Source organism: Peribacillus simplex NBRC 15720 = DSM 1321 (assembly GCF_002243645.1).
Taxonomy (GTDB): Bacteria; Bacillota; Bacilli; order Bacillales; family DSM-1321; genus Peribacillus; species Peribacillus simplex.
Map to the genome: position 1 here is coordinate 5,158,565 of NZ_CP017704.1, position 13,945 is coordinate 5,172,509.

Consider the following 13,945-nt stretch of genomic DNA (forward strand, 5'->3'; position numbering starts at 1 on the left):
TTATCTCTCCTTTTGTAACGAATTTTTCATTATTAAGAAATAATCAAGGACTGTGAAATTGCTGTTAGCAAGGGGGATTATCACAATCCTTGATATTCGGTTGAAAAAAGAAGTTAAGTTTCTGTTTGTTGTTGAGTTAAAGTGAGAGTACATTTACTATAAATAAAGATTATTATTAATGCTTTCTAAAATTCTTAAAGGGATCTATTGCTGTTTTTTGCGCTCCTGAAAGTAAATTATATAAAGGGTGCTTTTTATAAAAAATATCTAATGAATCTGTATGAGTGTTTTTAAATTTAGTATCTGAGTAATCTTTTTTCTGATACGATGACATTATCCCGGAATTATAATTTTGTTGGGTTCTATCAATTTTTGTGTAACTCGGTTTATTTGAGGGAAAGAGTGTTTGACAATGTGATGTTTGCATATTGAAATTTTGGGTTGTAGTTTGTTGTTGGATTGTTTCATTCGAGAATCGAAATGCATTTGGTTGTTTAATTACTTCTTTTTTTACGTTATTTGGCGAATTGAAATTTCCCATATTTACACGAGTATTTCCAACTTGTTGTTGTATTCCATTATTATTAAAAGGTTTTTCCATTTTTCCTGTTGGTTGCAAATGATTTTTTTCTCGTTCTTGAATATATTTTGCTAGTTCATCTTTATAATGTATTTCTTTTTCTTGTTGATCCTTTACCGTTTTATTTATGGTTTCTATTTTTTGAATATAATTAATTTCCTTTTCTGTAAAATCTGTTATGGATTCGGTTAAGTTCTTAATTTCCTGTTGATGTTGATTTTCATTTTCCTTTAGATTGTTAATCGTCTGTTCTAAATTATCAATCTTCACTTTATAGTGATTTTCTTGCTCTGAAACAAGAGCGATCGTCTGCTTTAACTGATCGATTTCCTGTTGATGTTGATTTTCATTTTCCTTTAAATTGATAATCGCCTTTTCGAAATTATCAATCTCCACTTTATAGTGATTTTCTTGCTCTGAAACAAGAGCAATCGTGTGATTTAACTGATCGATTTCTTGTTGATGTTGATTTTCATTTTCCTTTAGATTGTTAATCGTTTGTTCTAAATTATCAATCTCCACTTTATATTTATTTTCTTGCTCCGAAACAAGAGCAATGGTGTGATTTAACTGATCGATTTCTTGTTGACGGTGATTTTCATTTTCCTTTAAATTGATAATCGTCTGTTCTAAATTATCAATCTCCACTTTATATTTATTTTCTTGCTCTGAAACAAGAGCAATGGTGTGATTTAACTGATCGATTTCTTGTTGATGTTGATTTTCATTTTCCTTAAAATTAATAATCATTTGCTCTAAGTTATCAATCTCGGCTTTATATATATTTTCTTGCTCCGAAACAAGAGCAATCGTGTGATTTAACTGATCGATTTCTTGTTGATGGTTATCTTCATTTTCCTTAAAATTAAAAATCATTTGCTCTAGATTTTCAATCTCGGCTTTATATTTATTTTCTTGCTCCGAAACAAGACCGATGGATTGATGTAAATTATCAATTTCTTGCTTGTAGTGGTTTTCTTTTTCGGTAAGTTGGTTAATAGCTTTTTCTAAGTTACCAATGTCCACCTTATATTGACTTTCCTGTTCCGATAGGTGGTCGATGGTCTGAACATAATTTTCAATTTCATGTTTAAAGTCCTCGATAACTTGATTATGATGACTTTCCTTTTCGGAAAGTTCGATCATGGCCATTTCTAAACTTTCAATCTCGGCTTTATATTTATTTTCTTGTTCAGATACAACGCTAATCGATTGATTTAACTGATCGATTTCTTGCTGATGGAAGTTCTCTTTTTCCTTTAAATCCATAATCATCTGTTCAAAATTTGCAATGTCCACCTTATATTGACTTTCCAGTTCCGATAGATGGTCGATCGTTTGATTATAATTTTCAATTTCATGTTTAAAGCTTTCTATAACTTGTTTATGATGATTTTCCTTTTCGGAAAGTTCAATCATGGCTTTTTCTAAGCTTTCAATCTCGGCTTTATATTTATTTTCTTGTTCAGATATAACGCTATTCGTTTGATTTAACTGATCGATTTCTTGCAGATGGTAGTTCTCTTTTTCCTTTAGATCGGTAATCATCTGTTCCAAATTCTCAATGTTCACTTTATATTGACTTTCCAGTTCGGATAGGTGGTCGATCGTTTGATTATAATTTTCAATTTCATGTTTAAAGCTTTCGATAACTTGTTTATGATGATTTTCCTTTTCGGAAAGTTCAATCATGACTTTTTCTAAGCTTTCAATCTCGGCTTTATATTTATTTTCTTGTTCAGATAATACAACGCTATTCGTTTGATTTAACTGATCGATTTCTTGCAGATGGAAGTTCTCTTTTTCCTTTAAATCCTTAATCATCTGTTCTAAATTTGCAATGTCCACCTTATATTGACTTTCCTGTTCCGATAGGGTGCCGATCATTTGAGTATAATTTTCGATTTCATGTTTAAATCTTTCGATAACTTGTATATGATGATTTTCCTTTTCGGAAAGTTCAATCATGACTTTTTCTAAACTTTCAATCTCGGCTTTATATTTATTTTCTTGTTCAGATAATACAACGCTAATCGTTTGATTTAACTGATCGATTTCTTGCTGATGGAAGTTCTCTTTTTCCTTTAAATCCATAATCATCTGTTCAAAATTTGCAATGTCCACCTTATATTGACTTTCCTGTTCCGATAGGTGGTCGATCATTTGAGTATAATTTTCAATTTCATGTTTAAAGCTTTCGATAACTTGTTTATGATGATTTTCCTTTTCGGAAAGTTCAATCATGACTTTTTCTAAACTTTCAATCTCGGCTTTATATTTATTTTCTTGTTCAGATAATACAACGCTATTCGTTTGATTTAACTGATCGATTTCTTGCAGATGGAAGTTCTCTTTTTCCTTTAAATCCATAATCATCTGTTCAAAATTTGCAATGTCCACCTTATATTGACTTTCCTGTTCCGATAGGTGGCCGATCATTTGAGTATAATTTTCAATTTCATGTTTAAAGCTTTCGATAACTTGTTTATGATGATTTTCCTTTTCGGAAAGTTCAATCATGGCTTTTTCTAAACTTTCAATCTCGGCTTTATATTTACTGTCTTGTTCAGATACAACGCTAATCGATTGATTTAACTGATCGATTTCTTGCAGATGGAAGTTCTCTTTTTCCTTTAGATCGGTAATCATCTTCTCCAAATTCTCAATGTTCACTTTATATTGACTTTCCTGTTCCGATAGGTGGTCGATCATTTGAGTATAATTTTCAATTTCATGTTTAAAGCTTTCGATAACTTGTTTATGATGATTTTCCTTTTCGGAAAGTTCAATCATGGCTTTTTCTAAACTTTCAATCTCGGTTTTATATTTATTTTCTTGTTCAGAAACTGCGCTAATCGTTTGTTTTAACTGATCGATTTCTTGCAGATGGAAGTTTTCTTTTTCCTTTAAATCCATAATCATCTGTTCTAAATTTGCAATGTCCACCTTATATTGACTTTCCTGTTCCGATAGGTGGCCGATTATTTGATTATAATTTTCAATTTTATGTTTAAAGCTTTCGATAACTTGGTTCTGCTGCTCTTCCTTTTCGGAAAGTTCGACCATGGCTTTTTCTAAACTTACAATCTCCACTTTATATTTATTTTCTTGTTCAGAAACAGCGCTAATCGATTGATTTAACTGATCGATTTCTTGATGATGGTAGTTCTCTTTTTCCTTTAGATCGATAATCATCTGTTCTAAATTTGCAATGTCCACCTTATATTGACTTTCCTGTTCCGATAGGGTGCCGATCATTTGAGTATAATTTTCAAATTCATGTTTAAAGTTTTCGATAACTTGGTTCTGCTGCTCTTCCTTTTCGGAAAGTTCGATCATGGCCTTTTCTAAACTTTCAATCTCCACTTTATATTTGTTTTCTTGTTCAGAAACAGCGCTAATCGTTTGATTTAACTGATCGATTTCTTGATGATGGTAGTTCTCTTTTTCCATTAGATCGGTAATTATCTGTTCCAAATTCTCAATCTCCACTTTATATTGACTTTCCTGTTCGGATAGGTGGCCGATCTCTGAAATGTAATTTTCAATTTCATGTTTAAAGTTTTCGATAACTTGTTTCTGCTGCTCTTCCTTTTCGGAAAGTTCGATCATGGCCTTTTCTAAACTTTCAATCTCCACTTTATATTGACTTTCCTGTTCGGATAGGTGGCCGATCTCTGAAATGTAATTTTCAATTTCATGTTTAAATTTTTTAATATCTTGTTTATGATGCTCTTCCTTATCTGAAAGAGTTTTTTCTAAATTATTAATCTCCACTTTATATTTATTTTCTTGTTCAGAAACAGCGCTAATCGATTGATTTAACTGATCGATTTCTTGCAGATGGTAGTTCTCTTTTTCCTTTAGATCAGTAATTATCTGTTCCAAATTCTCAATGTTCACTTTATATTGACTGTCCTGTTCGGATAGGTGGTCGATCATTTGAGTATATTTTTCAATTTCATGTTTAAAGTTTTCGATAACTTGTTTCTGTTGCTCTTCCTTTTCGGAAAGTTCGATCATGGCCTTTTCTAAACTTTCAATCTCCACTTTATATTTGTTTTCTTGTTCAGATACAGCGCTAATCGTTTGATTTAACTGATCGATTTCTTGATGATGGAAGTTTTCTTTTTCCTTTAGATCGGTAATCATCTGTTCCAAATTCTCAATCTCCGCTTTATATTGACTTTCCTGTTCCGATAGGTGGCCGATCTTTGAAATGTAATTTTCAATTTCATGTTTAAATTTTTTAATATCTTGTTTATGATGCTCTTCCTTATCTGAAAGAGTTTTTTCTAAATTATTAATCTCCACTTTATATTGCTTTTCTTGATCGTATAAAAGATCAATGGTTTTAGTAAGATGATTCATTTCGTTTTTATAATTCATTTCTTTTTCGTTGAGGGAATTAATGGTTTCTTTTAACTCTTGAATTTCTTTTTTGAAAATATTTTGCTCTTGAAAATAAAACATAACTTTTTCAACTAATTTCTCAATCTCTAAATTAATGCTTTGTACATCTAAATTAGTTATTTTTTTATTTACAGGAGCAAGAAGTGATTTCACCTCTGAAAGCCCATCTGCCATTTTTTTAAAACCTTCATGGCCAAACTTTTTAAATTCGTCATCTTTTACATTTTGTTTTTGAGCAGACTCATAATCTTGAACTTTCTTTTGAAGAGAGGCAATTTCCCTTTGTAATATTTTATTCTTATCTCCAAGAGTTTTTATGTCATTTTTTTTCTTTTCGTCGTTTGTTTTGGTTTCTTTAACGTACTGGAGTTCGGTCTTATATTTCTTTATTTCTTCTTCGAATTTCTGAGCCTTGGTTTCTGCACTCTTCCTTTCATGTTCCTTCCGATTGATTAGTTCTTGATATGTTCTTTGTTCTATTATCATTTCTTCATTGTGTTTTATTAATTTTCTTATTTTCTTTTTACTATAATCCACTTCGTATTCTTTAACTTTTGATTTGTATAGGGAAAGTTCAGATCTAAGGTGAATGATCATTTGCTGAAGTTGTAATGGAGTTATTTTATTCAATTTACTTTTTTGTATTTCATTGGCTTTTTCATCATCTGTATACAAAAATAACCACTCCTTATTTTTGATCACATGTGAACAGGCTGTAATCTCCCGCCATTACCAATTAGGAATCAATTAGACAGGATGTTGAGATTCAGCTACTGTAAATGACCAAGAAGTTCCTATGCGGAGATGTTTATCAAGATTTTTATGGGTGTGGTAACTTAAGATGGAGTACGTTCGCGAGAGTGTTGGTGTTTCTTTGTAATAAGGAACACAGCGATATCCAAATCATGCAGGCGCATGGTAGACAAAAGTAAATTCCTCCTCATAAAATTATCATCTTGACCGAAAATCTTTAATTTCGATTTTTAAATATTCAGTGTCGGGTTTCAAACAAACACTGATCCCTTTATAAATGATTCCATAATAGTTATATGTACCGTATTCAAATCGGTGATTATATTTTTTATCTTTTTAATTCCCTCATCCTTAAGAATCTACATGGATGGAAGTCCTACATTTATTAGAAAAGAGATGTTACTTTTTTACATTGTATAAACCAACTAATTTCACAAACATTTAGAGACTGCTATGTTTATTCTTTATCATTTCTTCATTACTCTTACATATCATTAATATTGAGTGATATTAGGTTTGTGATGAAACAAGCCGCACGGTATTATTTTATCCTTTTGAAAATCAAATCTGTACAGGATTAACATAAAGGGGGATACATAAATGGATTTTAGAGTAGAAGTTGGAGAGAAGGAGGCAGGAACCATACCTTATGAGTCTCTCCCGGCATTTACTTACCTTTTTAGGGAATTGGGTTTTGATGTGCTGCCAGATACTGAAAATCAGAAAGTACAATTATGTTCTGCATTGCATGGTAAAAAAATTGTAATTTCTTCAGATTATGATGTTAAATTTAACACATATAGAAAGGGCCATTTAGAAAAGAAGGTTCTGGAGTATATCAAAACATTCCTTTCTGCATGTGGGGCAAAGGTGATCCTAAAAGATGGAAAGAAGGAATCAGAAAATGCTGATTTTCATGTATACTTTTCACTCTTTGAAATTCCAGTAATAAAAGAGCCCATTCTTGAATTAATTCATAATTCAAAATCAACTAATAAAAAGTTATTGGATATTTTTCATTATGAATGTACAAGAACTGGAACAAAATTTAAATCTAATGAGGTAGTTAGTGGCGCAAAAAAACCTTTTATTAACATACAGATTATGTATCCTGTTATTACGGATGAAGATTTTTGGGAAAAACTTGGTGAAAAATATGCGATGTCCATAACAATAGGAATATTAGCTAGATTTCACGAAAGTTCGCCTTTATCTGTTTTGTCATTAGTTCCAATTGAAATTTTCTCAAACATGTTTGTTCATTCTGAAAATACTGGGGTAAATTTAGAGCCTACCATGCAAAAAGAAAAAAGGTTACCAGAAAAGAAAAAATTTTTAGTAAAGAAACCAACTTTTCCTAAAAGAAAAGAAGCAGAAGTGTTTTTAGATTATCATATTTTTATTGAAGAACATGAAGATCGTAACAAAATCAAGCTTATTGGAAATCTTCATATTAAAAATATAGGTACGGAAGTTTTGCGGAATCCAGTTATCTGTCTGCGTTCCACCCCTTCAGAAAGCATAAAAATATCTGGGCAAATATTGCCGCCGAATGTTGCCGAAACGTTGGGGGTAATGAAAAATGAAGAAACAAAAGGGTGGAAATATATGAATGATGAATGGTTTGAAGAAATGGAGAAGGGAGAAACCTGGATATGTCCAATTCAATCTAAAAATATAAACCCTAGGCAAACAGAATCTTTAACTAACTTACAAATAAGCGTTCTTCAACCTGAAGAAAACAGCAATATTCGTGTAGAAGCTTTTGTGTTTTTTAAAGAACAAGATCTGGAAATCAGTTCGAGCAATCAAATTTCCTTATTATTATCGAAGAAACAATAAGGTAATAGGTTTAATGGCAGAGCATGTTGGGGGTGGAAGTAGGGTGGTTGTAGGGAATTATCACTTTGAGAAATCCTTATTAGATAATATGAAAGTTATAAAATTATTGGACCAAGCGATAAAACAGAATAAAGGCTTTTCTCTTGCCCGTTTTGGAATAGGTGAAATAAGCTATTTAAGCTGGCCAGCCAATGGATTATTAGTGCAGGAGTTTAAACGGTATGAATCTTATGCGGGAGTATCCAATTCACCAGAGATAATTAGGAGGGAATTGGTCAGGTCATTGCGGGATACAGACATTGCTGGTTTGATAGCTCCATGGAGACTCGAACCTTGGGCAAAACAAACTCGAAATGTACTTAAAAAACTGAAGTTCATACCTTCGAAAGCTTGTTGTGCTTGGATCATGCATAGCCTCTTAGACGAGGGGACATTATGGCCATGGCTGAGTAATAAGAAGGTATTTCTTGTTGGACGCCGTTCAAAAGAAGCAGAAATCGTTTTTAAAGAACAAGGCGTACAAATTACTGGCAGTATGAATTTAAATGGATATGCAGAATTAAGTGGAGTACAAAATGAGCTACAGTCTAATCAGGAATGGGAAATAGCGTTGATTTCTGCCGGGATTCCGGCAACCATTTTAGCTCCAAAAATTGCAAAATTGACCCAGAAGGTTGCCATTGATTTCGGTCATGCCCTTGATATGATTCTTGATGGAAAAGAATACAAACATTCTGAACTAGTGAAAAAATGGAATGATCAGTTTTCCTAAAAAGGAAAACAAAAATTAAATATAATCATTGTAGAAATAAAGAATATAAAATAATACTCGCAGATTCAACCTTGAATTCATAAGGAAGAGGTGCGAGTATATTATTTGCACTAAATTCAGTTTACGAATTTTAATTCTATCGGAAAGACTTTTTTTCTTGTTAGTTGGAAACATTTTAATTCAGGGGTCGAGTTTGCAAACGAAATAATAAGGTGGCCTACCTCTGGGTAGTTATTTAAGGTAATATCTCCTTCTGACGGATAAGCACTATCTGTTGGATGGGAATGGTAAATGCCAATCAAATCTTCATTCCTCCTATCGATAAGTTCAAATACATGACGAATTTGATCTAAATCCATCGAATAGGAAAAGGAGCTCCTATTGACATTTTCCATTGGCCAAATTGTTTCTGCAACCCCATTTTCCCCTGAAAGCAGTCCACAGGCTTCATAAGGAAGTTCGCTTTTGCAATGAGAAATCATTTTTTGCCTAACATGATTAGTGATGTAAAAAGTACCGGATTTTAAACTTAGATCATTTGTTTTTTCCACAGCAACCTTTTGCTCGTACTGGCCGAACCTGGAGGGTAGAGGGAGTGCTTTGTTGTCGTTGAGCGGGCTGCAGGTTGGACATTCCTAATTTTCTTCTTACTTTACGTCTTAGCTTATCAGATGCCATTTTTTTCTCTCCTTTTATAGGTATGCTCTATAAATATGAAATCATGAATCTTTATGTAACCTAATAATTAATAAATGGGTCGCCTAAAATCCGTGATACATTTACTAAGTGTTGAAGTAAATAATGGTATTAGACTTTCCAAGTTTCTTTACAAAAAAAAACCGAGAGATTAACATCCCTCGGGTTTTTAGTATTATACAGGGAAACGATCGCAATCTCCTACTTCAACCTCTAATCCAGGGTTAGTTACTTCTGTCAGAGCAATAGTGACGGTTAAAGATGGACTCGATATTGTCAGTGAAGCAGTATCCCCAAGAGGATCAGCATCATTTAGAATAAGTGTGAATGTCGCGTTTTCTGGTACACCTCCGGCTGGAGTTATAACACCTGTTCCAGTTGCAGTAAGCCCAGTTACTAATCCAGCAGCATCTGTAGCACATGTAGGCTGGAGAAAGTCAGTGGCTGTAAACGTGAAGCTTTGGTCAAGATCAGAATCTGGCGTTCCAATTGGAGTAGGTCCTAATGTATCGATGTAGGTAACTTGAATCCTGCTACCAGAAAGAGTACATTGGTCACAAACTAGGGCAGTCAAATCTAAGTTTCCTGTTGTAGGACCGCCTAGACCGTCTTCAAATACAATGATGGATGCTTCGCCAGTGAATTCTGCTGCACCTTGGCAGTCGCAGTTCAATGTCGGGAAGAAGGTTGGGCATTGTTGCGGGAATCGTGGTGTTGGGCACACGAACCCATCTTCTTCAATTGGAATGACAGGACGTGGTCCACAGAACTTAGCCTCGACCTCTAGCTTAACCTCAGCCTCGACTTGAACATCTTTACACATGGTCACATCAAGTACAACCATATCACCAAGCATTTGATTTAAAACAACTGTGCATTGAACATCAAAAATATTACAGTTGATTTCTGTTCCCTCTGGGAAACATAGGATTACTTCATCCATGAAACTAACAGGGACTACGAAATTACACCCTGGGAGTGGTTCTCCATTGCAAAAGAATTGAACGCGGATATGGACATGGAAGGCAAGAGAAACAATTTGGGCCCCTGGAACATTAGGAATGTTAGCTGGAATGGCTCCGATAAAATCACAGCTTCGTGTACCAACTACTTCCGAACAAGTAGCTGTTATGGTGTTACCATCATGACGTGCATCTTCAATTGCTGCAAAGCATTCCTCAGGTATTTGAACTTTATTGCGGTCACGATTTGTTAGAACAACCCAGTCATATACTTTTGTAACACGAATACATTCAGGTCCGATGGGGTTCGGTACCACTTGTCGGCCCTGAATAGATTTGACGTTCCTTTTTTTCATCAAACATCTTTCCCTTCAGTATCAGGTTTTGAACACATTAACATACTATGGGGATATCTTTTTATGGGTACATTTTTCTTAGAAAATGGGCTAATAAAATATTATGAATTTATAAATGTATATTTATATAATCAAAATTCAAATCATAAAATATTAAAAGAAAGATTAGGAGGTGAATAGGTGTTGGCTATAGAATGGCTTGATTTTATTATTTTAATATTGGCTACTTTCCGGTTAACTCATTTAATTGTATTTGACGAAATCACTTCATTCATCAGAAAACCTTTCTTGACTGGCACCGTCCAAGAAAATGCCTCTGGACAACTGGAGGAAATCATTGAAATAAAAGGATCAGGACTTCGTTATTTCATAGGTTCGCTTTTAAGTTGTTATTGGTGTGTAGGGTTCTGGTGTTCCCTCATTACTGTACTTACTTATTATAATTTTCCTGCTGCTTTTCCAATCTTATTGGTCTTAGCTGTTGCGGGGGCTGCTGCTTTTATTGAATCTAAAGTATGAAAGTACATTTTCCCTAAACATGTAGGGGTACACAAAGAAAAGCATAATGAACTTTATTGTAATTTGATAAGCGGATATAGTTATTCAGACTAAAATTATATGCTGATCGTCATAAAAATGCTTCATAGACAGAGAGGCATATATATTCTTAGGTTAAAGTTTAGACAGCTTGGAGCACTGGGAAACATATCCCAATAAAGATGAGGAAGATTTAAATTAAGCGGAACCAAAGTCAGGGAAATGCTCCGGAAGGGACATATCCCGCCACTAGAGTTTACACGTCTTGAAGTTGGCTGAGGTTCTTATTAGAGGCATGAAGACAAATGAAGGCGAGTAAGCTATTGTAAACCCGTTTAAAGAGAAGCGCTTCTTGGATAGGATCCGAAATAATACAATGAATGTGAAAAGCACAACATTCAATAATTCCTGTTAACTTGTTTCTTAATTAATATTTCCAGAATTCAGTGTTTAGTTTATTCTTTATTAATCGAACAGAGCAGTATAGTTTAAGAACAGTTATTGAAGATTCGTAGATATTAAGTGAAGATAACGAATTGGATGTGGATTAATGAAAGCCATTGTGTACACAAAGTACGGTTCCCCTGACGTGCTTCAACTGAAAGAGGTAGAAAAACCTACTCCTAAGGAAAATGAAATACTGGTAAAAGTAAAGGCGACAACGGTAACAATGGGGGATATTCGGTCAAGGAGCTTTACGGTTCCTCTTTCTGTTTGGCTGCCTGCTCGGATAATCATGGGTTTTAGACGTCCCAAAAAATCCATATTGGGCTTGGAGTTATCTGGGGAAGTTGAGTCAGTAGGTAAAGATGTCAAGCTGTTTAAAGCAGGTGACCAGGTTTTTGCTGCTTCCCAAGTGGGCTATGGTGCTTATGCTGAGTATAAGTGTCTGCCTGAAGAAGGACCAGTATCATTTAAACCCAATAATTTATCTTTTGAGGAAGCCGCAGCCATTCCAATTGGGGCGCGTACAGCATTGTTTTATCTTAGAAAAGCTAACATACAGAGTGGTCAAAAGGTTCTTGTCTATGGTGCATCAGGTAGTGTAGGAAGTTATGCAGTACAGATTGCCAAGTATTTTGGGGCAAAAGTTACAGGGGTTTGCAGTACCGCGAATGTAGAATTGGTAAAATCTCTTGGAGCCGATAAGGTCATAGATTACAGTTCAGAGGATTTTTCCAGAGATGGTGAGACCTATGATGTTATCTTTGAAGCGGTAAACAAGAGTCCGTTTTCAGCTTGTATGAAATCGCTGAAGAAGGACGGAACCTATCTAAATGTCACCGTACCGGTACCCGGTGTTCGAATGCTATGGACTAAATTGACAACCAGCAAGAAGCTGATATTGAGTCAAAATTCACCTGAAACCCCCGAAGCTCTAAACTTCCTCAAAGAACTTGTTGAGGCGGGGAAGTTAAAAGTGGTCATTGACAAATATTATGCGTTTGAAGAAATAGTTCAAGCCCATAGATATGTAGAGAAAGGACACAAGAAGGGAAATGTCGTAATAATTATGGAACATAATAGCAAATCCTAATAAATGAAACAAGATAATAATCAAGCTCTTATTAAGCCAAAGGGTGTGTTCTGATTATAAGGTTAGCCGGTTTATACTGGTTGACCTTTTTTTAAAATGGAGTTTGATATATAAGTAGTCAGGATAGTACGTACGAATGTTATTCGGGAGCGACTCTGATCGAAATTAATCTATCTTTAGCAAAGGGAGTGGAAAAATGTTTCCTATAATTGAAACTAAACGGTTGGTATTGAGAGAATTGGTTGAAGGTGATGCTTTAGATATATTAAAATGTTTTTCCAATCCAGAGGTATTACGATATTATGGGCAAACTCCGTTAACAAATACAGATCAGGTGAAGCAGATCATTAGGAATTTTTCAAAGAATTTCGATGAAAAACATGGAATTAAATGGGGAATAGCATTAAAAGGGAAGGATGGCATTATCGGAACAATTGGATTTCAAGAATGGTCTCATGAACATAAGAGAGCAGAACTGAGCTATGCACTTTTCCCAAATTATTGGGGTAACGGTTATGCAACAGAAGCTGTCAGTAAGGTGATTTCTTATGGTTTTAAAGAGCTTGACTTAACGCGTATTGGAGCAATTGTTTTTATTGAAAATAAAGCATCCAATAAGTTGTTGACAAATTTAGGTTTCAAAAAAGAAGGGATATTGAGAAATTATATGTACCAAAATGATGTTTCATTTGATACTAATCTATACTCTCTTTTAACGGTAAAGCCTTAATGATTCGCCAAGGAAAATGTTAGGTTCACAGACATAAGCGGGGAGTGTTAACTGTTTTATGGAAACAAATGAAAATTCAGATATATATTTAAAAATTCATTGTTTTCCTGTAAGATAACAATATATAAAAACCCTGTCGACTTGTCGACTTACTTAGAAAACGTGAGGAAAACATAAATTATGGAATTCGAAAAAAGTCTTGAAAAAAGATGGAGTAATCAACAAAGCATAGGTTTAACAGCATATTTAAAGAAAATGAAGGGCGAAGCTAGAGAAAAAGACAGAATTGATTATTTGGATTCCTTTGTTTCAGCTATAGGTGGGCTCATTGCTATTATCATTATTAGTTTTATAGCTGTCTATTTAGGATATCCTATGGCATTAGCACCTCTTGGAGCGAGCTGTGTTATTGTTTTTGGTGCGCATAAAAGTCTCTTGTCACAACCCCGTAATGTTATTGGTGGACATATAATCTCTACAACAACAGCTCTTATCATTTGGAGCATCTTTGGTAAAAGCCTATTCATTATCGGTCTTGTATTAGCTATTGTATTAATTATAATGACTTTTACAAAAACCGTTCACCCTCCCGCAGCAGCTAGTGCCCTTGTTTCAATCAATTCTCAAGCTGGTTGGGGATTCCTGACTTCGATTGTATTAGGTACCTTATTATTAGTTTTTATATCGATGATTTATAATAATTTATTTCAAACAAGACAATATCCAAAACATTGGTTATGAAAAATTCAAAACTCATTTTAACTAAA

Annotated in this window: 9 protein-coding genes and 1 pseudogene; 7 read left to right on the forward strand and 3 right to left on the reverse strand. The window is 34.0% G+C overall.

Annotated features, from left to right (window positions below):
• Nucleotides 1-175: 175 nt before the first annotated feature.
• Nucleotides 176-5,668: a coiled-coil domain-containing protein gene (locus BS1321_RS24970; RefSeq protein ID WP_094246664.1), complete on the reverse strand. Its 5,493-nt coding sequence runs from the start codon at nucleotides 5,666-5,668 to the stop codon at nucleotides 176-178.
• A 678-nt stretch (nucleotides 5,669-6,346) separates the two neighbouring features.
• Here BS1321_RS24970 and BS1321_RS24975 point away from each other — a divergent pair.
• A complete protein-coding gene (locus tag BS1321_RS24975; RefSeq protein WP_063235074.1) occupies nucleotides 6,347-7,588 on the forward strand; it encodes a hypothetical protein in 1,242 nt (413 codons plus the stop codon).
• Between the two features lie 43 nt (nucleotides 7,589-7,631).
• Nucleotides 7,632-8,360 (forward strand): GT-D fold domain-containing protein, encoded by a 729-nt coding sequence (locus tag BS1321_RS24980; protein WP_144476732.1) that lies wholly within the window; start codon nucleotides 7,632-7,634, stop codon nucleotides 8,358-8,360.
• Between the two features lie 116 nt (nucleotides 8,361-8,476).
• On the opposite strand, the gene BS1321_RS24985 is transcribed toward BS1321_RS24980, so the two are convergent.
• The gene (locus BS1321_RS24985; protein ID WP_063235072.1) at nucleotides 8,477-8,911 is read right to left on the reverse strand and encodes a M67 family metallopeptidase; all 435 of its coding nucleotides are present in this window, start codon (nucleotides 8,909-8,911) and stop codon (nucleotides 8,477-8,479) included.
• A gap of 320 nt (nucleotides 8,912-9,231) precedes the next feature.
• Nucleotides 9,232-10,374 carry a BMQ_0737 family morphogenetic spore coat protein gene (locus BS1321_RS24990; RefSeq protein WP_063235071.1) on the reverse strand — a complete coding sequence of 381 codons (1,143 nt, stop codon included), beginning with the start codon at nucleotides 10,372-10,374 and terminating at the stop codon, nucleotides 9,232-9,234.
• Between the two features lie 180 nt (nucleotides 10,375-10,554).
• Here BS1321_RS24990 and BS1321_RS24995 point away from each other — a divergent pair, with 180 nt between their 5' ends.
• The 5 genes and pseudogenes from BS1321_RS24995 (at nucleotide 10,555) to BS1321_RS25010 (ending at nucleotide 13,919) form a co-directional block, all read left to right on the forward strand.
• A complete protein-coding gene (locus BS1321_RS24995; protein ID WP_063235070.1) occupies nucleotides 10,555-10,893 on the forward strand; it encodes a DUF1360 domain-containing protein in 339 nt (112 codons plus the stop codon).
• Nucleotides 10,894-11,100: 207 nt separating this feature from the next.
• Nucleotides 11,101-11,230 (forward strand): annotated as a pseudogene (sat, locus tag BS1321_RS28815) (sulfate adenylyltransferase); the annotation flags it as partial.
• 231 nt (nucleotides 11,231-11,461) lie between these two features.
• Nucleotides 11,462-12,448, forward strand: coding sequence for an NAD(P)-dependent alcohol dehydrogenase (locus BS1321_RS25000; RefSeq protein ID WP_063235069.1), 987 nt, complete (start codon nucleotides 11,462-11,464; stop codon nucleotides 12,446-12,448).
• A gap of 196 nt (nucleotides 12,449-12,644) precedes the next feature.
• Nucleotides 12,645-13,178, forward strand: a complete 534-nt coding sequence (locus BS1321_RS25005) for a GNAT family N-acetyltransferase (RefSeq protein ID WP_063235068.1) — start codon at nucleotides 12,645-12,647, stop codon at nucleotides 13,176-13,178.
• 180 nt (nucleotides 13,179-13,358) lie between these two features.
• Nucleotides 13,359-13,919, forward strand: a complete 561-nt coding sequence (locus BS1321_RS25010) for an HPP family protein (protein WP_063235067.1) — start codon at nucleotides 13,359-13,361, stop codon at nucleotides 13,917-13,919.
• The last annotated feature ends 26 nt before the right edge of the window (nucleotides 13,920-13,945 follow it).